At 64.7% G+C, this 23409-nt stretch carries 26 protein-coding genes; 14 read left to right on the top strand and 12 right to left on the bottom strand.

Annotated elements, in window-relative coordinates; translation table 11 throughout:
* Positions 1-64: 64 nt before the first annotated feature.
* Positions 65-595 carry a type 1 glutamine amidotransferase domain-containing protein gene (locus ACFFF7_RS14330; RefSeq protein ID WP_379482037.1) on the top strand — a complete coding sequence of 177 codons (531 nt, stop codon included), beginning with the start codon at positions 65-67 and terminating at the stop codon, positions 593-595.
* On the opposite strand, the gene ACFFF7_RS14325 is transcribed toward ACFFF7_RS14330, so the two are convergent.
* Together ACFFF7_RS14325 and ACFFF7_RS14320 are read right to left on the bottom strand one after the other, a co-directional pair.
* Entirely contained in the window at positions 592-924 is a 333-nt protein-coding gene (locus ACFFF7_RS14325) for a 2Fe-2S iron-sulfur cluster-binding protein (RefSeq protein ID WP_379482036.1), read from the bottom strand. The two genes, ACFFF7_RS14330 and ACFFF7_RS14325, sit on opposite strands and share 4 nt — an antisense overlap.
* A complete protein-coding gene (locus ACFFF7_RS14320) occupies positions 924-2015 on the bottom strand; it encodes a cysteine desulfurase family protein (RefSeq protein ID WP_379482035.1) in 1092 nt (363 codons plus the stop codon). The genes ACFFF7_RS14325 and ACFFF7_RS14320 overlap by 1 nt, the downstream gene beginning before the upstream one ends.
* Before the next feature lie 132 nt (positions 2016-2147).
* Between ACFFF7_RS14320 and ACFFF7_RS14315 the strand changes: the two genes are divergently transcribed.
* The gene (locus tag ACFFF7_RS14315) at positions 2148-2804 is read left to right on the top strand and encodes an alpha/beta hydrolase (RefSeq protein WP_379482034.1); all 657 of its coding nucleotides are present in this window, start codon (positions 2148-2150) and stop codon (positions 2802-2804) included.
* 4 nt (positions 2805-2808) lie between these two features.
* On the opposite strand, the gene ACFFF7_RS14310 is transcribed toward ACFFF7_RS14315, so the two are convergent.
* A complete protein-coding gene (locus ACFFF7_RS14310) occupies positions 2809-3006 on the bottom strand; it encodes a hypothetical protein (RefSeq protein ID WP_379482033.1) in 198 nt (65 codons plus the stop codon).
* 7 nt (positions 3007-3013) lie between these two features.
* On the bottom strand, positions 3014-3586 hold the full coding sequence (locus tag ACFFF7_RS14305; protein ID WP_379482032.1) for a DUF937 domain-containing protein: 573 nt from the start codon (positions 3584-3586) through the stop codon (positions 3014-3016).
* A 203-nt stretch (positions 3587-3789) separates the two neighbouring features.
* Here ACFFF7_RS14305 and ACFFF7_RS14300 point away from each other — a divergent pair, with 203 nt between their 5' ends.
* Positions 3790-5628 (top strand): DUF885 domain-containing protein, encoded by a 1839-nt coding sequence (locus tag ACFFF7_RS14300; RefSeq protein ID WP_379482031.1) that lies wholly within the window; start codon positions 3790-3792, stop codon positions 5626-5628.
* 96 nt (positions 5629-5724) lie between these two features.
* Positions 5725-6102, top strand: a complete 378-nt coding sequence (locus tag ACFFF7_RS14295; RefSeq protein ID WP_379482030.1) for a DUF3597 domain-containing protein — start codon at positions 5725-5727, stop codon at positions 6100-6102.
* Positions 6103-6177: 75 nt separating this feature from the next.
* Here the strand turns inward: ACFFF7_RS14295 and ACFFF7_RS14290 are convergent, their stop codons facing one another.
* The 4 genes from ACFFF7_RS14290 to ACFFF7_RS14275 all read right to left on the bottom strand — a co-directional run bounded on the left by ACFFF7_RS14290 (position 6178) and on the right by ACFFF7_RS14275 (position 10735).
* Complete coding sequence (locus ACFFF7_RS14290) at positions 6178-6537, bottom strand: hypothetical protein (protein WP_379482029.1); 360 nt, start codon at positions 6535-6537, stop codon at positions 6178-6180.
* A gap of 29 nt (positions 6538-6566) precedes the next feature.
* A complete protein-coding gene (locus ACFFF7_RS14285; RefSeq protein WP_379482028.1) occupies positions 6567-7037 on the bottom strand; it encodes a hypothetical protein in 471 nt (156 codons plus the stop codon).
* Positions 7038-7088: 51 nt separating this feature from the next.
* On the bottom strand, positions 7089-8690 hold the full coding sequence (locus ACFFF7_RS14280) for a phosphoenolpyruvate carboxykinase (RefSeq protein WP_379482027.1): 1602 nt from the start codon (positions 8688-8690) through the stop codon (positions 7089-7091).
* 155 nt (positions 8691-8845) lie between these two features.
* On the bottom strand, positions 8846-10735 hold the full coding sequence (locus ACFFF7_RS14275) for a CocE/NonD family hydrolase (protein ID WP_379482026.1): 1890 nt from the start codon (positions 10733-10735) through the stop codon (positions 8846-8848).
* Positions 10736-10834: 99 nt separating this feature from the next.
* Between ACFFF7_RS14275 and ACFFF7_RS14270 the strand changes: the two genes are divergently transcribed.
* Both ACFFF7_RS14270 and ACFFF7_RS14265 read left to right on the top strand, forming a co-directional pair.
* Complete coding sequence (locus tag ACFFF7_RS14270; RefSeq protein WP_379482025.1) at positions 10835-11809, top strand: quinone oxidoreductase family protein; 975 nt, start codon at positions 10835-10837, stop codon at positions 11807-11809.
* A gap of 201 nt (positions 11810-12010) precedes the next feature.
* Complete coding sequence (locus tag ACFFF7_RS14265; protein WP_379482024.1) at positions 12011-12418, top strand: hypothetical protein; 408 nt, start codon at positions 12011-12013, stop codon at positions 12416-12418.
* Between the two features lie 102 nt (positions 12419-12520).
* Here ACFFF7_RS14265 and ACFFF7_RS14260 read toward each other — a convergent pair whose 3' ends face one another.
* The 4 genes from ACFFF7_RS14260 to ACFFF7_RS14245 all read right to left on the bottom strand — a co-directional run bounded on the left by ACFFF7_RS14260 (position 12521) and on the right by ACFFF7_RS14245 (position 18273).
* Positions 12521-13204 (bottom strand): spermidine synthase, encoded by a 684-nt coding sequence (locus ACFFF7_RS14260; protein ID WP_379482023.1) that lies wholly within the window; start codon positions 13202-13204, stop codon positions 12521-12523.
* A complete protein-coding gene (locus tag ACFFF7_RS14255) occupies positions 13201-14574 on the bottom strand; it encodes a class II 3-deoxy-7-phosphoheptulonate synthase (protein ID WP_379482022.1) in 1374 nt (457 codons plus the stop codon). Before ACFFF7_RS14255 ends, ACFFF7_RS14260 begins: the two co-directional genes overlap by 4 nt.
* 119 nt (positions 14575-14693) lie before the next feature.
* Positions 14694-17630, bottom strand: a complete 2937-nt coding sequence (locus ACFFF7_RS14250; protein ID WP_379482021.1) for a M16 family metallopeptidase — start codon at positions 17628-17630, stop codon at positions 14694-14696.
* A 49-nt stretch (positions 17631-17679) separates the two neighbouring features.
* Positions 17680-18273 (bottom strand): FKBP-type peptidyl-prolyl cis-trans isomerase, encoded by a 594-nt coding sequence (locus tag ACFFF7_RS14245; protein ID WP_379482020.1) that lies wholly within the window; start codon positions 18271-18273, stop codon positions 17680-17682.
* A gap of 22 nt (positions 18274-18295) precedes the next feature.
* Between ACFFF7_RS14245 and ACFFF7_RS14240 the strand changes: the two genes are divergently transcribed.
* The 8 genes from ACFFF7_RS14240 (at position 18296) to ACFFF7_RS14205 (ending at position 23385) form a co-directional block, all read left to right on the top strand.
* Positions 18296-18871: a NifU family protein gene (locus tag ACFFF7_RS14240; protein ID WP_379482019.1), complete on the top strand. Its 576-nt coding sequence runs from the start codon at positions 18296-18298 to the stop codon at positions 18869-18871.
* A 40-nt stretch (positions 18872-18911) separates the two neighbouring features.
* Positions 18912-19505, top strand: coding sequence for a malonic semialdehyde reductase (locus ACFFF7_RS14235; RefSeq protein WP_379482018.1), 594 nt, complete (start codon positions 18912-18914; stop codon positions 19503-19505).
* An 18-nt stretch (positions 19506-19523) separates the two neighbouring features.
* The gene (tsaB, locus tag ACFFF7_RS14230) at positions 19524-20144 is read left to right on the top strand and encodes a tRNA (adenosine(37)-N6)-threonylcarbamoyltransferase complex dimerization subunit type 1 TsaB (RefSeq protein ID WP_379482017.1); all 621 of its coding nucleotides are present in this window, start codon (positions 19524-19526) and stop codon (positions 20142-20144) included.
* Positions 20145-20173: 29 nt separating this feature from the next.
* Positions 20174-20602 carry a GNAT family N-acetyltransferase gene (locus ACFFF7_RS14225; RefSeq protein ID WP_379482364.1) on the top strand — a complete coding sequence of 143 codons (429 nt, stop codon included), beginning with the start codon at positions 20174-20176 and terminating at the stop codon, positions 20600-20602.
* 166 nt (positions 20603-20768) lie between these two features.
* Positions 20769-21209, top strand: coding sequence for a Ros/MucR family transcriptional regulator (locus ACFFF7_RS14220; RefSeq protein WP_379482016.1), 441 nt, complete (start codon positions 20769-20771; stop codon positions 21207-21209).
* 93 nt (positions 21210-21302) lie between these two features.
* Positions 21303-21731: a Fur family transcriptional regulator gene (locus ACFFF7_RS14215; protein WP_379482015.1), complete on the top strand. Its 429-nt coding sequence runs from the start codon at positions 21303-21305 to the stop codon at positions 21729-21731.
* A gap of 4 nt (positions 21732-21735) precedes the next feature.
* The gene (locus ACFFF7_RS14210) at positions 21736-22497 is read left to right on the top strand and encodes a lysophospholipid acyltransferase family protein (protein ID WP_379482014.1); all 762 of its coding nucleotides are present in this window, start codon (positions 21736-21738) and stop codon (positions 22495-22497) included.
* Positions 22498-22509: 12 nt separating this feature from the next.
* Positions 22510-23385 (top strand): lysophospholipid acyltransferase family protein, encoded by an 876-nt coding sequence (locus ACFFF7_RS14205; RefSeq protein WP_379482013.1) that lies wholly within the window; start codon positions 22510-22512, stop codon positions 23383-23385.
* Positions 23386-23409 lie beyond the last annotated feature (24 nt).

The following is a 23409-nucleotide window of genomic DNA, read 5'->3' as shown; positions in this document are numbered from 1 at the left end:
GGGGGGAACAGTGTTTTCCGCCGTTGGTTGTGGGTGCGAAACCCCAAGCACACGGAGACCTGCCATGACCAAGCGCATCCTCATCCTCGCCACCCACGGTTTCGAGCAGTCCGAGCTGATGGATCCCAAGGCCGCATTGGAGCAGGCCGGGTTCACGACCGTGGTGGCAAGCCCCGAAGCGGGTATGATCAAGGGCTGGAAGGACAAGAATTGGGGCGACAGCGTCGCCGTCGATGCGCTGATCGAGAATGTCAGCGAAGCCGATTTCGATGCCCTGCTCCTTCCCGGCGGGCAGATGAACCCGGATATCCTGCGGATGAACGATGACGCGATCGATCTGGTCGAGGACTTTGCCGCCGCGGGCAAGCCGATCGCCGCGATCTGCCACGGGCCGTGGCTGTTGGTCGAAGCCGATGTCATCGAAGGTCGGACTGTCACTTCATGGCCGTCGCTGCGCACCGATCTGGCCAATGCCGGCGCCAATGTTGTCGATCAGGAAGTCGCCGTCGATGGCAACCTTATCACCAGCCGCATGCCCGATGACATTCCGGCATTTTCGCAGACGCTGATCGATGCCCTGAACGCGGCCGATTAACGCCGCTGCATGTCCCGGCTTTCCCCCGGAATCCGCACCTCCAGCCCGTCGAGCGCATCGCTCAGCAGGATCTGGCACGACAAGCGGCTGGTGCGGGTCACCCCTGCGGCAAGATCGAGCATGTCCTCTTCGTCTTCGCTCGCGCGGGGCAGCTTGTCGAACCAGTCCGGCGCGACGACGACGTGGCAGGTCGAGCAGGCCATCTGTCCTTCGCAGGTCCCCTCCAGCGGCATATCGGCACCTTGCGCGATCTTCAGCAGCACGTCGCCGGGTCGCCCTTCGGCTTCGATGCGGTCGCCATGCGCGCCAACGAAAACAACCCTGACCATCACACCCCCTGGGCCTGCGCTGCGGCATCGAGCGCGCGGCAGGCAATCTCGACCTCGTCGCGGGTCGTGTAGCGGCCAAAGCCAAGGCGGATTGCGTTGCGCGCCTGCGCCGCATCCAGCCCGATCGCAGTGAGCACCCGGCTCGGCGCGCCGGTCCCGCTGCCGCAGGCCGAGCCGGCAGAGAACGCGATCTGACGGCAGTCCATCAACAAGCGCGGAAAGTTCAGCCCGTCCAGCCGCAGGCTGAGATTGCCCGGCCAACGTGCGGTCTCGCTGCCGTTGACCGTCCAGCGCGCGAGGATCGAACGGGCCAGTGCGGCCAGTCCGGACAAGTGCTGGAAATCCGCTTCCATCCGCTCCCGCGCCAGCTTGGCCGCTGCTCCAAACCCGGCACACAGCGCCGGGCTGAGCGTGCCCGATCGCAGCCCGCCTTCCTGCCCGCCGCCTTCGATCAGCGCGGCGATCTTCACCCCGTCGCGCACCCACAGGGCACCGATCCCCTTTGGACCATAAAGCTTGTGCGCGGTGATCGCGATCAGGTCGGCGTCCTCCGGCGGGGCGATCTTGCCCGCGCCCTGGACCGCATCGCACAAGAAGAGGGCACCCAAATCATGCGCCCGCTGCGCCAGTGCGGCAACCGGCTGGATCGTGCCGATCTCGTTATTGACCTGCATGACCGCGACCAGCCCGGTGCCTTCCGCAATCGCGACGTCGGGATCGACCAGACCCTGAGCGCTGACGGGCAGTTCCTGCACCGCTGCACCGGTGGCCAGCGCAGCGTTGACCACAGCAGAATGCTCAATCGCGGAATAGGCGATGGCTCCGCGCGGAACCGAGCGGATCGCCTGGTTCAAAGCTTCGGTCGCGCCACTGGTGAAGATCACCCGGCCGCCCTTGGGCAGCAGTGCCGCAACCTGCTCGCGCGCGACTTCCACCGCGGCGGCGGCAGCCCGTCCCGCCTTGTGCATCGAATGCGGATTGGCAAAGCCAATGGACTCCGGTCCGGACAACCACGGCAGCATCGCCTCGCGCGCCTCGGGGGCCAGCGGGGTGGTTGCCTGATGGTCGAGATAGATGAAATCGGCGGGCATGTTCGCAATCGTTGCTTTTCGGACCTGCGTTTCTATATAGCGCACGCTTCTTCAAGATAGCCCCATCCGGGCCGGCACGCCGATTTAGACGGACGCCGCGGACAGGGCCCAGCCCAGAAACAGGTGCAAGATATGCCATCCGTCATTTTTCCCGGGCCCGAAGGCCGTCTCGAAGGCCGTTTCCAGCCCGCATCGCGCCCCCGCGCGCCGGTCGCCATGATCCTTCATCCCCACCCCCAGGCGGGCGGGACGATGAACGACCGGATTACCATGGCGCTGTACAAGACCTTCCAGGCGCGCGGGTTTGCCACGCTGCGTTTCAATTTCCGCGGCGTGGGGCGCAGCCAGGGCAGCTTCGACAACGGCATCGGCGAATTGAGCGATGCCGCCGCCGCGCTCGACTGGGTCCAGTCGATCCACCCGGAAGCCAGCACCACCTGGATCGCGGGCTATTCCTTCGGCGCGCTGATCGGCATGCAGCTCTTGATGCGTCGCCCGGAAATCCGCGGCTTCATCTCGGTCGCACCGCCGGCCAACATGTACGATTTCAGCTTCCTGGCCCCGTGCCCGGCTTCGGGTATCATCATCCAGGGCGCATCGGACACGGTGGTAACGCCGAACGCGGTGCAGAAGCTGGTCGACAAGCTGCGCACGCAAAAGCACATCACCATTCACCACGAGGAAATCCCCCGGGCGAACCACTTCTTCGAAACCGAGATGGATGATCTGATGCGGTCGGTCGACAACTACCTCGACTTCCGCCTCGCGCCGGATTGCCCGATCCGCTGAGCGCCTAGCGAATGGCGGCGTTGACGGGCACCTTGCCGCTTTCGTCCGGCAGCACCCAGATTGCCACGTTTCCGGCGATGACCAGCGCCAGGACCAGCATCAGTGCGGCCTGTTTGCGCATGCCGCGCCGCCACCAGGCGATGGCGCCCAGTACCATGGCGATCGCGGCCAGGACCAGAATCGAGAGGATCGTATCGCTCACGCTGCGATCATTGGCGCAGTTTGCCCGCCATTCCAATAATATCGTCGAGCGGGTTGCCGTCGCCGTTCATGTCGAGGATCTTGCCCAGCCCGCCAAGGATGCCGCCAGACGGTTCGGGCTGCGGCGCGGGCACCGAGCCAGCCTCTGAACCAAGACCTTCGAGGATCGACCCTAGCCCACCCAGCCCGCCGCTGCCCAGGGGCCCGCTGCCGCCGGCACGCGCGGAAAGATAGCCCCCGACCAGCATCGCCAGCAGCGGCAGCATCCGCTTCAGCAGTTCGGGATCGATACCGGTGCGCGTAGCGGCATCGGCCGCAACCGAGCGGCTGACGTCCTTTGTTCCGAAGATCTGGCCAAGAATGCCATTGCCCTGATCGACATCGGTCGAATCCGGCCCCAGAACATTCGCGGCAAGTGCGCCGCCGCCCAGTGTGCCAAGCATCCCGATCAGGCTGCCAAGGCCGGTTTCGCCGCCCCCCGCGCTGTCGGCGTGCTTGCGAAATCCACCCAGAATTGCGGGCAAGAGTGCTTCGGCACCCGCAGCGGCAATCGCCGGCGAGATGCCAAGCTGCTTTGACACAGCTTCAATGCCGCCGGAGCGGCGCAACAAATCCATCATTTCAATACCGGCCATATTCCGGGCTCTCCACCGTGCGACCCGGCGCGACCCATTAGTTGTTTGATTAAGACACAAAATGACACGGATGCCAGCGCAAAATCGGTGTCTGCAAACAAGGCTGCGGATAAATTGACTCGCGCTTTCAGGCCGCGCACAAAACCGTCATGACATCATTGGATTTTTCGCGCCGCGACCTGCTTCGCATGGCCGGCCTCGGCTCGGCCGCATTCCTGCTTCCGTCCTGCACGACAAGCGGATTGCGGCACGACTTTACGGCGAGCGGGGTCGACGCCTTTCTCGATTCGGTCGCCTGGCGGCTGCTCGAACTCAGTCCGGAAGGGGCGACATCGCTCGGCGTGGATACCGGTGCCCACGCCGCCTTGCGCAGCCGCCTTGGTGATCGTTCCCCACGGGGACAAGCACAGGTCGCTTCCGTGCTGCGCGAGGCTTTGCAAGCGGCACGACGCTTCGACACCGCGCCACTATCGGCCGAGACCCGGACAAGCCTGGCCGTGGTCGAAAGCGCCTTTTCTACGGCGCTTGATGGTTTTGCCCTGCCCTATGGCGATGTTGCCGTCGGGGGGTGGCGCAACACGCCCTATGTCGTGATCCAGAATGTCGGCGGCTATCTCGACACGCCGCGCTTCCTCGATGGCGATCACCCGGTGCATGATGCGGCCGATGCCGAAGCCTACCTCGCTCGGCTGGCCGTCTTCCCGGCCCAGCTTGACGGCGAACTTGTCCGGCTCAAGGCGGCGGGACGGATGGGCGCAATCGCACCCTCGTTCCTGCTCGACAAGGCGATCCGCCAGATGACCCAGACCCAGGCCGATGCGGCCGCAGGCGGCGATCTGGTGCAATCGCTGGTGCGGCGAACCACGACCATCCCGGGAGACTGGGCACGCCGCGCCACGGCCACGGTCACCGGTCCGGTTGCTGCCGCCCTCGCGCGCCAGCTGGATGAGCTCAAGGCCCAGCGCGCCCGGGCCAGCGATGACGCCGGGATCTGGGCCCGTCCACGCGGAGAGGAATGGTACGCCTGGGGCCTGCGCGCCAGCACCACCACGCGCCGTTCACCCGACGAGGTCCACCAGATCGGGCTGGATCAGCTGGCCCAGCTTCATGCCCGGATGGATCCGATCCTGCGCAAGCTGGGCTATACCAGCGGCACGGTCGGGGAACGCATGACCGCGCTGGGCACGGACAAGCGCTTTCACTTCAGCAACGATGACAAGGGTCGCGCCGAGATCATCGCGCTGATGCAAGCGAAGATCGATTTCATCCGCGGCAAGCTGCCCCAGGCCTTCCGCACGCTGGTGCGCGGCAATCTGGAAATCCGCCGCCTGCCTGCTGCCGAAGAACCGGGCGCGCCGGGGGCCTATGGCGGGGCGGGATCAATCGACGGCACCGTCCCGGGCAAGATCTGGATCAATCTGGGATCCACCGATCTGCACAGCCGCTACAGTCTACCCACCCTTGCCTTCCATGAAGGCATCCCGGGCCACGTCTGGCAGGGCGAATACGCCAACAGGTTGCCGCTGATCCGCACGCTGCTGGCGTTCAATGCCTATTCCGAAGGCTGGGCGCTCTATGCCGAAACGCTGGGCGACGAACTTGGCGCCTATGACGGCGATCCGGTTGGTCAGCTGGGCTATTTGCAGTCGATTGCCTTCCGCGCCTGCCGCCTGGTGGTCGATACCGGCCTGCATGCCAAACGCTGGACCCGCGAACAGGCGGTCGACTGGTTTTCGAAGACCAACGGTTCAAGCGTGGCCGAAGTGGCGCCCGAGGTCGATCGCTATTGTTCGTGGCCGGGCCAGGCCTGCGGCTACAAGATGGGCCACAGCGAGATCCTGGCCCAGCGCGAGCGGGCGCGAACTGCGCTAGGCGCGCGCTTCGACCTGCGCGATTTCAACGATGCCGTGGTCGGCGGCGGCAACGTCCCGCTCGACGTGCTGGCGCAGAACGTCTCGCGCTATATTGCGGCACCGCCTGCACGCTAAAGCGCTGCGCTTGCGTGAAAAAAGATGCTACCCCAGCGGGCGCAGGGGTACCCGGCGGATCGGGGCGATTCGCCGCCACAGCAGGAGTTTCAGAGCATGTCGATTTTCAGCAAGATCAAGGACGCGATTTTCGGTCACAAGGCGGAAGCTGCACCGGCACCCGCTCCGGAAGCTTCGGCAATCCCGATGGAAGCCGCACCGCAGCCCGCCTCGACCATGGCCGAACCGGTCGACATCGCAGCCAACCTGGGCGCCATGCCCGGCTCTGACGGGCTCAACTGGCGCACTTCGATCGTCGATCTGATGAAGCTGGTGGGCATCGACGCCAGCTATGAAAACCGCAAGGACCTGGCCCACGAGCTGGGCAATGCGGACTATTCGGGTTCAGCCGAAGACAATATCACGCTGCACAAGCAGGTGATGAAGGCGCTGGCCGACAATGGCGGCAAGGTTCCGGCAGAACTGCTCGACTGATTGCGGCCTTGCTCAGGAAAAAGGGCAGCGGGGCCGCGGCCGCGCTGCCCTTTTCCGTGCACCGCAGCGCAAAGTTCACGTCTTGCCGAACAGCCCCTTGGCCATGCCGAGCACGTCGTTTAGCGGATTGCCGTCACCGTCGCGGTCCAGCATGCTAAGGATGCCCGCGGCCTGCGGATTGCTCTGCAGTTCCTGGGCATACTGACCCAAGGATCCCTCGCCGCCGATCTGCTCGACGATCTGACCAAGGATTCCGGCATCGAGCCCGGTCTTGGCGGCAGCGCCCTCGATCGTATCGCCGGCTTCGCCGTGCGACTGCCCCAACGCCGCGATCGCCTTTTCAGCGACTTCGGCGGGAATGCCCAGCTTGGCGGCCAGGTTGCCGACATCGGCGTGCTGCCCGACCTGTCCCAGAATGCTGTCGAAAATACCCATGGTTGCGACTCCTTCGAAACGAGTGAGGTTTATGCGCCTTTGCCCGTGACCGCGCCATGACAAAGTGGCGCCAAGTCGGGCTCGACCCAGCCGCGCCGCGCCGCGACACTGAACAGGCAATCGCGGCTGTAGTGGCGCAGCGGCCAGTCGCGCGGGGCGATCTCGCTGGCCAGCAGGGCGTTGACCGTATCAACCAGCGATGCGGGTTCACGCCTGACCAGAAATTGCCGCACGCCGCGGATGTAGAGCTGGGTCAGCGTCTCGTGATAGCCCTGGGTGTCGTCGTTCACCCCGCCGCAGGCCAGGTTGTAGGCGCGGATGGTGCCGGGCAAGTCGTGTTCGGGCAGAAAATCGGGCCGCTCCAGCAGCAGCCAGGCGCAGGCGGCAAGGTGCGCCTCGTGCGTCCACTCGGCCTTGGGCAGGGTCCGGGCAAGCAGCCCCTCGCCTACGCGGCGCACGGCCGCGTCAGACGCAAAGGGGCGGATCGTATGGTCGGTCATCGGTAGGTCCTCGGAAAGTCTGGTCAGACCCGAGGTACGTCCCGGGCCGGGTTACGCGGCGGTTGGAGCCGCCTGGCGGACGCCTTCATCGACGTAGTCGGCAAATTGCGCGAAATTCGCAATGAACTTGCCGACGAGCTCTTGCGCCGTCGCATCGTAGTCTTGCGGATCGGCCCAGGTCGCGCGCGGATCGAGCAATTGCGCATCGACGCCGGGCACGCTGACCGGCACATCGAAGCCGAAATTCGGATCCTTGCGGAATTCGGCATCGTTCAGGCTGCCGTCGAGCGCGGCGTTGAGCAGCGCGCGGGTCGCCTTGATCGGCATCCGCTTGATCCCCGGCTGGGTGGCTTTGCCGCCCGACCAGCCGGTGTTGACCAGCCAGCACTGCGCCCCGCCCTTGGCAATCCGTTCTTTCAGCAAGTTGCCGTAAACGCTGGGGTGGCGCGGCATGAAGGCGGCGCCGAAGCAGGTGCTGAAGGTCGCTTCGGGTTCGGTCACGCCGATTTCGGTGCCAGCAACCTTGGCGGTGTATCCCGAGAGGAAATAATACATCGCCTGATCCGGCGTCAGCCGCGCGATCGGGGGCAGCACGCCAAAGGCATCGGCGGTCAGCATGATCACGTTCGACGGTGCCGGACCAAGGTTCTTTTCCGACACGTTCGGAATGTATTCGATCGGATAGGCACCGCGGGTGTTCTCGGTCTTGCTGGCATCGGTGAAGTCCAGCTCGCGCGTCGCTTCGTCCATTGCCACGTTCTCAAGGATCGTGCCGAACATCTGCGTCGTGGCGTAGATTTCGGGCTCACCCTCGGCCGAGAGGTTGATCATCTTGGCGTAGCAGCCGCCTTCGAAATTGAACACCGCCTGGTCCGACCAGCCATGTTCATCGTCGCCAATCAGGGTGCGGCTGGCATCGGCCGACAGCGTGGTCTTGCCGGTGCCCGACAGACCGAAGAAGATCGCGCTCTTGCCATCCTTGCCCACATTGGCGCTGCAATGCATCGGCATCACGCCCTGCGCCGGGAGCAGGAAGTTGAGCAGGCCGAACACGCCCTTCTTCATCTCGCCCGAATATTCGGTGTTGCCGATCAGGATCAGCTTTTCGGTGAAGTTGACCGCGATCACCGTATCGCTGCGGCAGCCGTGACGGACCGGATCGGCCTTGAACCCGGGCAGGTTGATGATCGTGTATTCGGGAGCGAAGCCAGCCAGCTCGTCCGCCGTGGGGCGCACCAGCAGGGTCCGGACGAACAGGCTGTGCCACGCCATCTGGGTGATGACCCGCACGTTGACCCGGTATTCCGCCTGCGATCCGCCGAACAGGTCGGCCACATAAAGTTCCTGCTGGCCGGTCAGCGCGGCCATGAAATCGGCCTTGAGATTGGCCCAGTGCTCTCCGGCCATCGGCTGGTTGATCGCGCCCCAGTTGATCGTGCCTTCGGTCACCGCATCGCGGACAATGTACTTGTCCTTGACGCTGCGCCCGGTGAACTTGCCGGTATCGACCAGCAGCGCGCCGTGGCGGGTCAGCTTGCCCTCGCCGCGTTCGATCGCATGCTCGACCAGCGCCGGGGTGCCAAGATTGGCATGGATCGTGGCGCTAGTGGCAATGCCCTGCTTGTCCAGCGGGTAGGAAAGCGATGCGGTCAAGGTCTTCTCCGTAAGCGTTTGCCCCGCCGCACAATGCGTCCGGCGGGTGTGGCCTGCATACCTATGCAGAGAGTCGAACCGGCGCATAATGCAGCCCGTCGATTCCGTCAAATGGTGTGCTGGATGATACCGTGCCAGGCAGCCTTTGTACCCGCTCAGTTGGCAACAACCGGCAGATACACTGCGCTCGCCTCGCTGCCGCCCCAGCGCACTGTCTGGGTGGCCTTCTTGTAGTCCCCCGGCTTGGCCCACATGATCGAGGGCACCCAGGTCTGCGGGTTGCGGTCATAGAGCGGGAACAAGCTCGACTGGACCTGGACCATGATCTTGTGCCCGGGCAGGAAGACGTGGTTCACATTGGGCAGCGACCAGCCAAAGCTGTAGGTCTTGCCTGGCTCCAGCGGCGCGGGCGTGGAGAAACCGTGGACATAGCGGCCGCGGAAGATCTCGATCCCGATACCCAGTTCGTAACCGGCCATGGTGGCGTTCGCGCTGTTCTCTTCGGGATAGACGTCGATCAGCTTGACCACCCAGTCGCTGTCCTGCCCGGTGGTCGCCGCGCGCAGATCGACCCGCGGCGCGCCCTTGATGTGGACCGGCTTGGTCAGGACGTCGCTGGTATAGCTCAGCACGTCGGGCCGCCCGTCGACAAAGCGCTGGTCCTGCACCAGCCACGTGCGCCAGGCATCGCCGCCCATGTTGACCGGACGCGGCAGGAACGGCACCGGCTTGGCCGGATCGGAGACATAGTCATCGCTGCCAGCTGCCGGCTTGGCCCAGCTGAGCCCGCCATTTCCGGCCAGATAGAGCGGCATTTCGCTCCCTGCCGGCCACTTGGCATCGGTTTCCCAGCGGTTGGTGCCGGTGGCATAGGTCACTGCCGCGGGCATCGGCTGGCACGGCTGCGGGTTGCTCTTCACCCGGCAATCGAGGAACGGCTTGATCCAGTTGAGCCGGAACTGGAGCGCAGTATCCCCCTCGAACTTGAGCGGGCCAAGCGACGATCCTTCGTAATTCGCCCCCGAATGGCGCCACGGCCCGATACCCAGCGTTATCGGCGCATCGGGCTGGGCGGCCTTGACCGCCTTGAACACCGCCGGCGCGCCATAGCTGTCTTCCTGATCCCACTGCCCCAGCATGACCAGCGTCGGCACGGTCAGCTTGCGCGCCGCCAGCAGTTTGTCGACCGCCTGACCCTGCCAGAAGCTGTCATAGGCCGGGTGCTCCAGCGGCTTGCGCACCGACGGCAGCTGGTCGATCCCCCAGCGCTTGGCGAACTCCCCGGCGGAACCGCCGCCCAAGTAGGCGGTGTATTCATCGCCCGTCCCCTTGGGCACTTCGCCGCCGCCCTTCTCCACCGTCTGGCCCAGATCGTAGTCGAAGCCGAAAGTGCGGAAGGCGCCGTTGTGGAACCAGTCGTCGCCGATCCAGCCATCGACCATCGGCGACTGCGGCACTGCCGCCTTCAGCGCCGGATGCGGATCGATCAGCGCCATCAGCGAGGTGAAGCCAAGATAGCTTGAGCCGATGATCCCGACCTTGCCGTTGCTTTCCTTGACGTTCTTCACCAGCCAGTCGATCGTGTCATAGGCGTCGGTTGCGTGATCGACCTTGGTTTTGTTGAGCGGCCCGCGCAGCGGCCGGGTCATCACATAGTCGCCTTCCGACTTCGCCAGCCCGCGGACATCCTGATAGACCCGGATATAGCCATCGTTGACGAAGGGCGCGTCCATCACCGCCAGCACTTCCTCGATCTTCTGGCTGCGGTTGCGGCTGGTGTGGCCGGTCGCGTTGTAGGGGCTGCGGCTGAGCAGCATCGGCCCGTCGGTGGTGCCCTTGCGGAACACGATCACGGTGAACAGCTTCTTGCCGTCGCGCATCGGGATCATCACCTCGCGCCGGACATAGTCGGCCTCGGGCCGGACCCAGTCATAGCTGGCGACCTTGTCGTTGGTCATCGGATCGAGCGTTGCGGCGTTTTGCGCGGCAAGCGGGGCGGCAAGGACAACGGACAGGGCAAGACCGGCAAGCAGGGTCGGACGCATCGAAAACTCCCATGAAACGATTGGTTCGCACGCTAGCAGCTTTGTTACGCTTGTTAAGGGCAGGCGCGCGGCTATTCTGCGAACGACAGGAGACAATCGATGCGTGCGACCCAGGCCTATTTCGAAGCGACCGGCGGACCCGAGGTGATCCAGTGGCGCGAGGTCGATCTGCCGGCCCCCGGCGCGGGCGAGATCCTGGTCCGGCACGAGGCGGTGGGCCTCAACTACATCGACACCTATTTCCGCAGCGGGCTCTATCCCGCCGCCCTGCCCAGCGGCATCGGCATGGAAGCGGCGGGGATCGTCGAGGCGGTGGGCGACGGCGTCAGCCACCTCAAGGTCGGCCAGCGGGTCGCGACATTCGGCGCGCTGGGGGCCTATTCGACCGCGCGGATCGCCCCGGCGCTGCAGTACTTCCCGGTGCCCGAGGGCGTGGACGCGCAGACCGCGGCGGCGGTGTTCCTGAAAGGTGCCACGGTCGAGGCACTCGCCGAACGCTGCGCGCCATTGGCCGCAGGCGAATGGGCGCTGGTCCCGGCGGCGGCGGGCGGGGTCGGGCAATTGCTGGTGCAATGGCTGACCGCGCGCGGGGTGCGGGTGATCGGCACCGTCGGCAGCGAGGCCAAGATGGCACTGGCCAGGGAAGCGGGCGCCGAAACGGTGTTCCTCTCCGGCGATGCCGACCTTGCCGCCAAGGTACGCGAGACCACGCAGGGCGTCGGCGTTGCCGCCAGCTACGACGGCGTCGGCGCGGCGACGTGGGACGCGTCACTGAAGTCGGTGCGGCGGCGCGGAACGGTGGTCAGCTTCGGCAATGCCAGCGGGCCGGTGACCGGCGTGAACCTGGGCGTGCTGGCGCAGCACGGCTCGCTTTTCGTCACCCGCATGACCCTGTTCGACTATTACCGCGAACCGGCCGAGGCGATGGCCGGCGCGGCGAAGCTGTGGGACATGGTCGACTGCGGCAAGCTCAAGGTGACCGTGGGGCAGACCTACCCGCTGCTGGACGCAGCGCAGGCGCACCGCGATCTGGAGGCGCGGCAGACGACAGGGTCGACGCTATTGCTGCCGTGACTGGGTCGATCATGGCCAAGGCAACCGCTTCGTCGCTTAAAAGGCCAGTTCCTGAATCGACCTGAACGCGATGCCAACCACAGATCTAAGCTACCGACAGCGCAATTGGACTCGCCCAATCAAGGAGCCTAGTATCGCCAGCTTGGGTCGCGAATCGAGTTCGCAGAATGATCTGCTGCTCGAACGCACGGGGTATCAGCAATGAAAAAGCTTATGATCTTCGCCGCTTTGGCGAGCGTGACCGCATGTTCGAAACCCGCCCCAGCGCCAACCGAAGCGGCCACCGAAGCTGCGTCCGCAACGCCTGCACCTTCCACTACTGAAAATACTGCTGCCGACGGCAAGTCTTCGGCCGGCAAGTTCAAGATCAGCTCGCACGACGGCAAGGTCTACATGGAAGAAGACAAGGCCGACGGGACCTACGTCACCACTCTGGACGGCAAAGTCGTCGATACCGGCAAGTGGGAACAGAAAGATCCCGGCACCTTCTGCTTCACCAAGGACGCCAAGGACGCGAAGCAGGAGTGCAACGTCGAGAAGGTCGAAGCCGGCAAGTGGACCACCACCAACGCCAAGGGTGAAGTCTCTACGGTCGAACGCGTCGGTTGATTGTTGCCGTTTTGGCGGTGCCGGCGAACTTGCGCCGGCGCCGTCAGAAGGCCGGAGAAAGGGCTCGATGCCAGGCCCGCGTCACCCTTTGTCGCAATGCGGTTACTGCGGACGCGCAAACCAGATCGTGTGGCGGGGGCCCTTGCCCTTCCCGTCCTTGCCGACGCGGGCGCGCACTTCGACCACTTCGACGTCGAAGCCGACGCTTTCCAGCCTGCGGGTGAAGGCGTGGTCGGGATAGGCCGACCAGATCGCCAGCACGCCGCCCGGAGCGAGCGCGCGGCGGGCGTTGTGGAGGCCGGCCTTGCGGTAGAGCTGGTTGTTGTCGGCGCGGACCAGGCCGTCGGGGCCGTTGTCGACGTCGAGCAGGATCGCATCGTAAGGCGTCGGGGCGAGCAGCATCACTTCGGCCACGTCACCCATCTTGAGCATGACGCGCGGATCGTCGAGGCAACCCTCGGCCACCCCGGCCATCGGCCCACGCGCCCACTGGATGATTTCGGGGACCAGTTCGGCCACGGTGGCGCGGCCGTCCTTGCCCAGCCGCTTCAGCGCGGCGCGCAGGGTGAAGCCCATGCCGTATCCGCCGATCAGCAGGTGCGGCGCGCGCACCCCCGGCAGCCGGTCGAGCGTCAGGTTGGCCAGCGCCTCTTCCGAGCCGCGCTGGCGGGTGCTCATCAGCTCGTTGCTGCCCAGCACGATCATGAAATCGCGGTCGTGGGCGTAGAACTTCAACTCCTCGCCGCCGGGAACCTGCGCCGTGCCGAGAAGCTGGCGGGCGATCACGCTGCGCGCTGGGCGCGGTCGACGGCCTCGGCATTGAGCATGTCGGCGAGCAGGAAGGCGAGCTCGATAGACTGCGCGGCGTTCAAACGCGGGTCGCAGTGGGTGTGATAGCGATCGGCCAGCGCCGCATCCGAAATCGCCACGGCGCCGCCGACGCATTCGGTCACGTCCTGCCCGGTCATCTCGATATGAATGCCGCCCGCATGCGTGCCCTCGGCGCGGTGGACCGCGAAAAAGCCGCGAACTTCGCGCAGGATGCGGTCGAACGGCCGGGTCTTGTAGCCGCTGTCGGCCTTGATCACGTTGCCGTGCATCGGATCGCAGGACCATACCACCGGATGGCCTTCGCGCTTCACCGCACGGACCAGCGGGGCGAGGCCGGCTTCGACCTTGTCGTCGCCGAAGCGGCTGATCAAGGTGATCCGCCCGGCTTCGCGGGCCGGGTTGAGCACGTCGAGCTGGCGCAGCAGTTCGTCCGGAGCCAGACTGGGCCCGCACTTGAAGCCGATCGGATTGCCGACCCCGCGCAGGAATTCGACATGGGCCGATCCTTCGAAGCGGGTACGGTCGCCGATCCAGAGCATGTGGGCGGAGCAATCGTACCAGTCGCCGGTCAGCGAATCCTGCCGGGTCATTGCCTGCTCATAGGGCAGGTGCAGCGCCTCGTGGCTGGTGTAGAAGCTGGTGCCTTGGAGCTGCGGCACAGTCTGCGGATCGATCCCGCAGGCCTGCATGAAGTCCAGCGCCTCGCCGATCCGGCTGGACACTTCCTCGAACTTCGCCGCCCACGGGCTGCGGCCCATGAAATCAAGCGTCCACTGGTGGACCTGGCGCAGGTTGGCATAGCCCCCGGTCGAGAAGGCGCGCAGCAGGTTGAGCGTCGCCGCCGACTGCGAATAGCCCTGCAGCAGCCGCTGCGGATCGGGGATGCGCGCTTCCGGCGTGAAATCGATCCCGTTGATGTTGTCACCCAGGTAGCTCGGCAGTTCGACCCCGCCGATCGTTTCGACCGGGGAAGAGCGCGGCTTGGCGAACTGACCCGCCATCCGACCGACCTTGATCACCGGCTGCTTGCTGGCAAAGGTCAGCACCACCGCCATCTGCAGCAGCACGCGGAAGGTATCGCGGATGTTGTTGGGGTGGAACTCGGCGAAACTCTCGGCGCAGTCCCCGCCCTGCAGCAGGAAGCCCCTGCCCGCCGCCACTTCGGCCAGATCGGCTTTCAGCGCGCGCGCTTCGCCCGCGAAAACGAGCGGGGGAAAGCTGGTCAGCGTGTCCGTCACCTTGGCCAGGGCCGCAGCATCGGGGTACGACGGCAGATGCCGCGCCTCGCGTGCTGTCCAGCTATCCGGTGTCCACGTTCCGCTCACGTCATTGGCTCCAACAAATTCAGGCCGCGCGCCATAGCCCGCTGGCCGCGCGATTGCAAAGAGCGAAAAGGCGATCAGCGAAATCGCGCAATATTGTTACAAATGCAACGATCCGCGATTCAGCGCCCGGCCCCCGGCATTGTCATCCCCTTGGGCAGGTCCGTCGCCAGCTTCTGCCCCGCCGGAATCACCGCCACGCGCCAGCTGTTGCCGGGCTTGAGATACTTCGCCGCCAGGGCCTGCATCGCCGCCGGTGTCGTTTGCGTCATGTCCGGCAGCAGCGAGCGCAGCGCCGCGAACTTGCGCGGATCGTCGCTCGCCCCTTCCAGCTGGTTCATGAAGAACGCGCTGGAGGTATAGGCGCGGGTCAGCTGCTGCTTGAGCGGCTCGGTCACCCGGGACAATTCGTCGGCGCTGGGCGGCGCTGCGATCAGCTCTGCGGCGATTTCGTCCGCCGTGGCGAAGAACACCGGCACGGCCTTGGGCTGGAGCTGGGCCAGGGCAAAGATCGCCCCACCCTTGTCGAGATCCTGCGGCCAGGAATTGGCGACATAGGGCGAATAGCTTGCGCCCAGCTTTTCGCGCATCGCATCAAGCAGGCGGTTGGAGAACAGCTGCGAGAGAATCTCGAGCTGACGCCCCTCGGTTATCTGGGCAATGCCACCGGCGGTCGGCCAGTTGATTACAGCCGCCGCCTGACCGGGATCGCCGCGATGTTCCAGGACGATCGGCTGCGCGGTCGGCGCAAGATCGGCAAAGCTCGACCTGAGCAGTGCCTGGGGCAGCGGGGCCCGGCGCGGCAGGGCACCGAACGTCTTTTCCAGAGCGGCAATCGCATCGGCGCGGTTGAAATCGCCGAACAGCTGCACTTCGATCGGCCCCTCGCGCAACACCGGTTCCCACACCTTGCGGAAGCCGTCCGGCGTTGCCGCATCGATGTCCTGCGGCGTCGGCGTGCGGAAACGCGCGTCGCGCCCGTGCTGCAGGAAGGCGAGGTCACGCTGCATCACCCCCTGGGGCGACGTGGCGAAGCTTTCATATTGCAGCTTGGCCGCGGCCTTGGCCCGCAGCACCGGATTGACGTCCCAGCGCGGCATCGAGAGTTTGGCGGCGAACAGGTAGAGCTGATCGGCCAGATCGGCATTGCGGGTGTTGGCAGACAGCTGGAACGCGGCGTCCTCGATCGCGAAATCGAAGCCCATCTTGCGCCCGGTCGAGATCCGGTCGAGCTCTTCCTGGCCGAGCGTGCCGACGCCCGAGCCGACCAGCGCGGTATCCCCCAGCGCGATATAGGCCGCATCGCCCGCTTGGAAGGCACGGTAGCCCGCGCCCCAGCGGACCTTGACCGTGACCCTGCCGGGTTCGTCGGTAGTCGGCCACAACAGCACCTTGGTGCCGTTCGAAAGTTCGACCTGTTCGATTTCCAACACCGAGGTCGGGCTGGAGGTCACAACCTTGCCCGGCGTCCCGATCGGCGGCAGCTCGGCAAAGGAGATTGGCTTGCTGTCCAGCCGCGCCTTGCTGTCGGCCTTGACCGGGGCCGCGAGCGCCATTTTCAGACTGGCCGCATCGCCCTCACCTGCCTTGGGGGTAACATAGACTCCGCGGGTCACCGTGCCCTGAAACAGCGCGCGGGTGTGGTCGAGCACGGCCTGCGGCGTGAACAGCGGACGCGACTGGTTGAAGATCTGCAGGACAGTCTCCGGCGACGCTACGGTTTCGCGTATGTCGAGTGCGGTGACGATGTCGTCGGCCAGCCGCGAGCCAGGCTGAAGGCGCCGCTGCTCGACGCTGCTTTCGAAAGCCACGTTCATTTCCGCGACTTCGCGGTCGATCTCTTCCTGGGTCGGCGCGGCGGCCATGGCATCGGCAATCACCGCGCGGACATCGTCAAGAGCGGTCTTCCAGTTCTCACCCAGCGGCGTTACGGAAACGAAAGTCGCGTCGGCGCTGCGGCTGACCTTTTCCTGGTTGACCTGGGCCACCAGATAGCTGCCACCGCCGCGCGCGCGCGCCTCAAGCCGGCGATTGATAATTGCCTGGGCCAGGGCATCGACCATGATCCCCTGGTTGTAGACGATCGTATCGTCGACCTTGCGCCACGGCCGCATCACGGCATAGGTCAGGCCGCGCGGCACGTCGGGTTCGACAACGACACGGGTTTCGCCGACATGGCCGGCGCTGCTACCGGCGGTGGCCACGGGATCGCCAAAGGATGGTGCCGGGGTAAGCTTGCCGACGGCCTTCCACTCGCCGAAATACTTCTCGATCAACGCCGCCAGCTGCGCCGGATCGGCATCGCCCACGGCAATGATCACGGCATTGTCGGGACGGTACCAGCGCGCATGGAAGGCGCGGACCGAAGCCTGGTTGGCCGCTTCCAGCGTTTCCGTCGTGCCGATCACCGGACGCACGGCCATGCGTTGCCCGGCGAACAGGGTCTGCTGCGTCGCATCGGCCAGCCGTTCGGCCAAGCCGCCGCGTTCGCGCTTTTCCGCCAGGACGATCGGCACGTCGGTGCGGACATTGGCCTCGCTCAGCGTCGGGGCGATCATCATGCCGGACACCAGCTTGAAGGACTCATCTAGCGACGCCGCTGTCGCATTGGGCAGGTCAAGCTTGAAGGTGGTGCTGACCGGGCTGGTTTCGGCATTGGTGTCGCTGCCGAAGGTCGCGCCTAGCCGCTGAAACGCTGGGATCGCCGCGCCGTCGGCCAGATAGCGCGACTGGCGGAACACCATATGCTCAAGCAAGTGGGCAAAGCCGCGCTCGTTATCGTTCTCGTACAGCGAACCGGCATCAATGCGGACCCGGATCGACACCTGGCCCGGGGGCACGCCATTCTTGCGGACGGCATAGCGCAGCCCGTTAGGCAGCTCGCCAAAGGTCCATTCCTTGTCACGCGGCACGTCGCTGCCGCGGTAGAGCCAGGGATCTGCTGAACCAGCCTCGGCAGTTGGGGCGGGTGCGGGCTTTGCCGTGACCGGCTGGACGACCAGCAGGGCGGCAGAGACCAGCGAAACGAGCGAGCACGCAGTGCGGAACAGGGGACGCATGCCTATGCTATAGGTAGCGCCAAGCTGAAGGGCCAGTGAATAGCGGCGGTTAATTCGCCTTCGCCGGGCTCGTCAGGTTGGGGATCAGTTCCACCTGAAAGACCAGATCGGCATTCGGCGGAATGGGTCCGGTCGACTTGTCACCATAGCCAAGCCTGGCCGGAATGCAGAGCCGGTAGATCGATCCCGCAGGCATCAGCGCCAGCCCTTCGGAAAAGCCCGCGATAACGCGCTGCATCGGAAACGAGGATTCCATGCCCTGGTCGAACACTTCGCCATTGGCGGCCAGATAGCCGATATAGTTGACCGTGACCGTCGCATCGCCGGACGGCCGCGGCCCGCCCGACGGACGCAGCACGCGGAAACCCAGGCCCGACGCCGTCTTCGCCGCGCACTGCCGCTGCGGTGCTGGTATGATCTGCTTGAGCGGCAGCGCGATGATCTGCGGCGCCACCGTCGCGCGCGGAGCCGGACGCACCGGCTTGGCCAGCAGCGGGGCGGTCAGCGCCATGGCGGTCAGGCCGGCAACGGTCAGGGACAGGCGAACGGAAGCAGAGCGCGCGATCATCGCTGCCCTATAGGACGGCCTGATGGCGCTGACCAGCATCGGAATGCCGCCCGTCGGCCCTTGACCCGCCCCCATGCGCGCCTACATGCGATGGATCATGTTCATTGAAACCGAAACCACGCCCAATCCGGCCACTCTGAAGTTCCTTCCTGGCGAGGAGGTGATGGCAGCGGGCACGCGCGAATTCCGCGATGAAGAGGAAGCCGCCGCGTCGCCGCTGGCCTCGGCCCTGTTCGATCTGGGCGATGTCACCGGGGTGTTTTTCGGGCGCGATTTCATCTCGGTCACTGCGGCGCAGGGCACCGACTGGTCAGCACTGAAGCCGCAGGTGGTGGCCTTGCTGCTCGATCACTTCATTACCGCGGCGCCGTTGTTCAATCCCGGCAGTGCCGCCGGAATCGTCGTCCCCGGTGAGGACGAGGATGTGGGCGACGATCCTGCCGATGCCGACGTGGTCGCGCAGATTCGCGAGCTGATCGAAACCCGCGTTCGTCCGGCCGTGGCCAACGATGGCGGCGACATCGTCTACAAGGGCTTTCGCGAAGGCGTGGTGTACCTTGCCATGCAGGGTGCCTGTTCGGGCTGCCCGTCGTCGACGGCGACGCTCAAGCACGGGATCGAGAGCCTGCTCAAGCACTACGTCCCCGAAGTCATCGAAGTCCGCGCGGCCTGATCGGGCCTGCCCGCCTGCTCCCCTCACCCGAAGGAAATCCATGTCCGAACCGCTTGACGATACCGCCCTTGACCAGCTGTTCCGCACCGCGCGAACCTTTAACGGCTTTCTCGACAAGCCGGTTGGCAACGATCAGCTGATGGCGATCTGGGATCTGATGAAGATGGGCCCGACCAGTGCCAATTGTCTGCCGGCCCGGCTGATCTGGTGCGTCAGTCAGAAATCCAGGGATCAGCTCGCCTCGTGCGCTGGCGGGGCCAATCCTGACAAGATCCGCGCCGCACCGGCTGCGGTCATCATCGGCATGGATCTCGAATTTCACGAAAACCTGCCGTGGCTGTTTCCGCATACCGACGCGAAGAGCTGGTTTGCAGGCAATGCCGAGCTGCGCCAGATGACCGCGTTCCGAAATTCCAGCCTGCAGGGCGCCTATTTCATCATGGCGGCGCGCGCGCTGGGGCTCGATACCGGGCCGATGTCTGGCTTCGATCAGGACAAGGTCGACGACCTGTTTTTCGGCGACACCCCCAACATCAAGTCCAACTTCATCTCGACGCTGGGCTATGGCGATCCTTCGACTATTTTCGAGCGCAGCCCGCGCCCCGATTTCGAGGTCTTCAATCGCATCGCCTGACGCGTTAGCATCAACGCTGTGCGCACTCTGGTAATCGATTGCGCGACCGAGGCCTGTTCGGTCGCCCTGTTTAACGGCACTACCCTGCTGGCCGGGGATTGCCGCCAGCTGGGGCGCGGCCATGCCGAGGCCCTTGTCCCGATGATTGCCGCCTTGCCGGGCGGCGGCCAGGCGGACCGTATTGCCGTCGCATTGGGCCCGGGGAGTTTTACCGGCGTGCGTCTCGGCCTGGCTGCGGCCCGCGCGCTCGCCTTTGCATGGAACGCCCACCTGGTCGGTTATCCCACCCTTGCGCTAATTGCCGCAATGGCCCGGGCCGAAGCTGGGGCGCAAGGCGTAGCCGTTGCGACCACCGGCGGCCACGGCGAATGGTTCGTCCAGCAATTCGATGCCGCCGGCCGCGCCGTGGCACCGCTCGAATCGCTGACACCTGAAGCCGCTGCCCAGACCGTCAGCGTTGACCTTGTTGCGGGCAGTCAGGCCGAAGCGGTGATCGCCGCGCGCGGACATGGCCAGGCTCTGGCACTGTGGCCCGACGCGCGCGCGTTCGCGGCGCTCCCCGGGGAAGCGCTGACCGAAGCGGTGAACCCGCTCTATGGCCGGGCACCCGATGCCCGCCTGCCATCTGGTGCGGCGTGACACTGCCCGCGGACGATATCGACCGGATCATGGCCGTGATGCACGCCGCCTTCGATCCGCAATTCGGAGAGGCCTGGAATCGCCGTCAGGTCGAAGATGCATTGCTGATCGGCAATTGCCATTACGGTCTGGTCGACAGCAGAGGGCAACCCGGATCCGGTGATGTCGAGACTGCCGGGTTCTTTCTGGCCCGCACCGGCTTTGAAGAAGAGGAACTGCTGCTACTGGCTGTGGATCCGCGATATCGGCAGCGCGGGTTTGGCCGCACACTACTTAATGAGTTCGCAGAAGCGGCCTTCGCACGGGGTGCGAGGCGCCTTTTGCTCGAAATGCGACGTGGCAATCCCGCCGAATTACTATATCGCAACTTCGGCTTCTTGCCGATTGGTCAGCGACCTAACTATTATCGGACACCTTCGGGTGACCGGATAGACGCAATCACTTTTGCCAAAATCTGACCTAAATCGACAGGTATCGTACAGTTTCCGAGGTTTTTTATGAACGCGACTCCCTTAACTCTTGTTCATATGCGTTCATTTCCCTATCCGGGATTGGCCCAATGGATTGCGACCCGACGGGCTAATAAAAAATACGACCGGTAGAAACCAAGGAAGGGATTTGGTCATGGAAGATAGCCAGGCCGATACGAAGGAAATGCTCATCACGCTGACGTCGGACATTGTGGCCGCGCATGTCAGCAACAACAGTGTGGCGGTTGACGACCTGCCCGTTCTGATCAGCAACGTCTATGGCGCGCTGGCTGGACTTGGCGAAGTCGTTCCGGTGGTCGAAAAGATGCCTGAACCAGCCGTTTCAATCCGCGCTTCGATCAAACCGGATTACATTGTGTGTCTTGAGGACGGCAAGAAGCTGAAAATGCTCAAGCGTCACTTGATGACTCATTACAATCTGACCCCGGAACAGTATCGCGCGCGCTGGAACCTGCCCGCCGACTATCCGATGGTTGCCCCCAGCTATGCTGAAAAGCGCCGCGATCTGGCCAAGAAGATCGGTCTGGGACGCAAGCCGGGGCAGAAGCGCGGACGCAAGCCAAAGGCCGCATGAAGCCGGCGGGTTTATCCAGAGCCCGACCATTGAAGAAAAATCCCGCCGTTCTATGATCGGCGGGATTTTTCATTGCCCAACGCGGAGTTTCCCTTGCATCAGGCCATCGACATCGAAGCGATTTGCGCCCAGCGCGGCCTGCGCATCACCGAACAGCGCCGCGTGATTGCCAAGGTGCTGTCGGAAGCGACCGACCATCCCGACGTGGAAGCGCTGCACGAACGCGCCTCGGCAATCGATCCGAAGATCTCGATCGCCACCGTCTATCGGACAGTGCGCCTGTTCGAAGAGGCGGGGATTCTTGACCGGCACGATTTCGGCGACGGCCGCTCGCGCTATGAGGCAGCACCCGAGGCGCATCACGATCACCTGATCGATGTCGAAAGCGGCAAGGTGATAGAATTCGTCGATCCCGAGCTTGAGGCCTTGCAGCGCCAGATTGCCGAAAAGCTTGGCTATCGCCTGGTCGACCATCGCATGGAACTCTACGGAGTGCGCCTGGGCCGCGAGGGACAGTCCTAGCGCGATGGCCACCGCGTTTGCCATGCCGCGCCAGCTGTCACTGCGCGCCTGGGCACGGGTGACGCTGCGACTTGCCGCGATGGCCGCACTACTGCTGGTTTGTATCCCGTTTTACTACGCCTGGGCCATCTTGCGCATGACCAATCCCTGGCCGCGCATATTCCTTGGCGGCGTGGCAACGATTGCCGGGGTCGAAATCAAGACCGCCGGGGTCAAACCCAGGGGGCCGACCTTCATGTTGGCCAATCATGTCAGCTGGATCGACATCCCGGCGCTGAGCCGTATCACTGGATCGGCCTTCGTCGGGCATGACGGACTTGCATCGATGCCCGTGCTCAAGTGGCTGTGCAGGATGAACGACACGGTCTTTGTCGCCCGGCATGACCGCACCAGCGTTGCCGATCAGGTTGAACAGGTGCGCCATGCCATGACAGACACCCATGCTCTGACGATTTTTCCCGAAGGCACCACCAGCGACGGAACCGGCCTTCTGCCGTTCAAGAGCTCGCTGTTGTCGGCGTTCGAGCCGCTGCCAGCGGGTATTTGCGTCCAGCCGGTCCTCCTCGACTATGGACCGGACGCCGCGCAAATCGCCTGGGTGGGCGAAGAGCACGGCCTCGACAATTTCCTGCGCATCCTTGCCCGGCGCCGCGCTGTTGAGGTGACCATCCACTTCCTTCCGCAATTGCGCGGAGCGCAGCTGACCAACCGCAAGACCATGGCACAGGCCGCGCGTGAGGCAATCCTGCAGGCTCTGGCCCGCTGATCCGCTGAGCGAATGTCCGACGCCACCCAAATCGATCAGGCCGAAGCGATCCGCCGCGCCGCCTCCGGCAATCCGGTGCCGCTGGGTCTGGCAGGCGAAGCAAGGATCATTGCGCGCGCTGCCATGCTTGTTGCGGCGCTGCTGATCCTGGTGCCGCTGCACTACCTGTTCCGCCTGGTCCGCTATGGCTCGCCCCTGCCGATGTGGTTCCTGCGGCTTGCCACCCGGATGATGGGGGCGCGTCTGCGGGTTCATGGCGTGCCCTTGCGGCGCGACGTTTTCTTCATGCCGAACCATGTCTCGTGGTTCGACATTCCGGTGATTGGCGGTGTCACCGGTTCGGCCTTTGTCGCCCGCGCAGAGATCGGCGAATTCCGCATTCTGGGCTGGATGGCGCGACTAAACCGCACCGTGTTCACCCGGCGCCAGGCGCGCATGGGTATCGCCGAACAGATCAATGCGCTGCGCGAAGCCGTTGCCGACACGTGGTCGGTGGTGATCTTTCCCGAAGGCTCGGTCACCGACGGGCATTCCCTGCTGCCCTTCAAGACCTCGATGCTCAGCGTGCTTGAACCGCCGCCGCCGGGCATGCTGGTCCAGCCGGTCGTGATCGACTATGGCCCGCTGGCTGAATGGATCGCCTGGATGGGCGAAGAAACGGGACTGGCCAACGCGCGGCGCATTTTCGCCCGACGCGGCACATTCACGGTCAACCTGCACTTCCTCGACCCGTTCGATCCGCACGATTTTCCCGGGCGCAAGGCGATCGCCAGCGAGGCACGCCGACAGATCGAGCAGCGCCTGGTCGAACTGCTGGGCAAGCCGCTGCGCCCCTTCCGGTTCGACATCCCGATGATCGGTTACGTCGCCCCCAAGGCCGAGGTTTGAATCGCGGACAAACGGCGCTATAGG

It is taken from the genome of Novosphingobium aquiterrae, from assembly GCF_042434435.1.
In the GTDB taxonomy this organism is placed as follows: Bacteria; Pseudomonadota; Alphaproteobacteria; order Sphingomonadales; family Sphingomonadaceae; genus Novosphingobium; species Novosphingobium aquiterrae.
Note: the sequence above shows the minus strand (reverse complement) of the source record. Positions and strands in the feature narration are given on the sequence as shown.

What these genes read in the sequence shown, in the direction of transcription:
- ACFFF7_RS14330 (WP_379482037.1), top strand. Translation starts at nt 65, where the DNA reads ATGACCAAGCGCATCCTCATCCTCGCCACCCACGGTTTCGAGCAGTCC.
- ACFFF7_RS14325 (WP_379482036.1), bottom strand. Translation starts at nt 924, where the DNA reads ATGGTCAGGGTTGTTTTCGTTGGCGCGCATGGCGACCGCATCGAAGCC.
- ACFFF7_RS14320 (WP_379482035.1), bottom strand. Translation starts at nt 2,015, where the DNA reads ATGCCCGCCGATTTCATCTATCTCGACCATCAGGCAACCACCCCGCTG.
- ACFFF7_RS14315 (WP_379482034.1), top strand. Translation starts at nt 2,148, where the DNA reads ATGCCATCCGTCATTTTTCCCGGGCCCGAAGGCCGTCTCGAAGGCCGT.
- ACFFF7_RS14300 (WP_379482031.1), top strand. Translation starts at nt 3,790, where the DNA reads ATGACATCATTGGATTTTTCGCGCCGCGACCTGCTTCGCATGGCCGGC.
- ACFFF7_RS14295 (WP_379482030.1), top strand. Translation starts at nt 5,725, where the DNA reads ATGTCGATTTTCAGCAAGATCAAGGACGCGATTTTCGGTCACAAGGCG.
- ACFFF7_RS14290 (WP_379482029.1), bottom strand. Translation starts at nt 6,537, where the DNA reads ATGGGTATTTTCGACAGCATTCTGGGACAGGTCGGGCAGCACGCCGAT.
- ACFFF7_RS14285 (WP_379482028.1), bottom strand. Translation starts at nt 7,037, where the DNA reads ATGACCGACCATACGATCCGCCCCTTTGCGTCTGACGCGGCCGTGCGC.
- ACFFF7_RS14275 (WP_379482026.1), bottom strand. Translation starts at nt 10,735, where the DNA reads ATGCGTCCGACCCTGCTTGCCGGTCTTGCCCTGTCCGTTGTCCTTGCC.
- ACFFF7_RS14270 (WP_379482025.1), top strand. Translation starts at nt 10,835, where the DNA reads ATGCGTGCGACCCAGGCCTATTTCGAAGCGACCGGCGGACCCGAGGTG.
- ACFFF7_RS14265 (WP_379482024.1), top strand. Translation starts at nt 12,011, where the DNA reads ATGAAAAAGCTTATGATCTTCGCCGCTTTGGCGAGCGTGACCGCATGT.
- ACFFF7_RS14250 (WP_379482021.1), bottom strand. Translation starts at nt 17,630, where the DNA reads ATGCGTCCCCTGTTCCGCACTGCGTGCTCGCTCGTTTCGCTGGTCTCT.
- ACFFF7_RS14245 (WP_379482020.1), bottom strand. Translation starts at nt 18,273, where the DNA reads ATGGGGGCGGGTCAAGGGCCGACGGGCGGCATTCCGATGCTGGTCAGC.
- ACFFF7_RS14240 (WP_379482019.1), top strand. Translation starts at nt 18,296, where the DNA reads ATGTTCATTGAAACCGAAACCACGCCCAATCCGGCCACTCTGAAGTTC.
- ACFFF7_RS14235 (WP_379482018.1), top strand. Translation starts at nt 18,912, where the DNA reads ATGTCCGAACCGCTTGACGATACCGCCCTTGACCAGCTGTTCCGCACC.
- ACFFF7_RS14225 (WP_379482364.1), top strand. Translation starts at nt 20,174, where the DNA reads ATGGCCGTGATGCACGCCGCCTTCGATCCGCAATTCGGAGAGGCCTGG.
- ACFFF7_RS14220 (WP_379482016.1), top strand. Translation starts at nt 20,769, where the DNA reads ATGGAAGATAGCCAGGCCGATACGAAGGAAATGCTCATCACGCTGACG.
- ACFFF7_RS14210 (WP_379482014.1), top strand. Translation starts at nt 21,736, where the DNA reads ATGGCCACCGCGTTTGCCATGCCGCGCCAGCTGTCACTGCGCGCCTGG.
- ACFFF7_RS14205 (WP_379482013.1), top strand. Translation starts at nt 22,510, where the DNA reads ATGTCCGACGCCACCCAAATCGATCAGGCCGAAGCGATCCGCCGCGCC.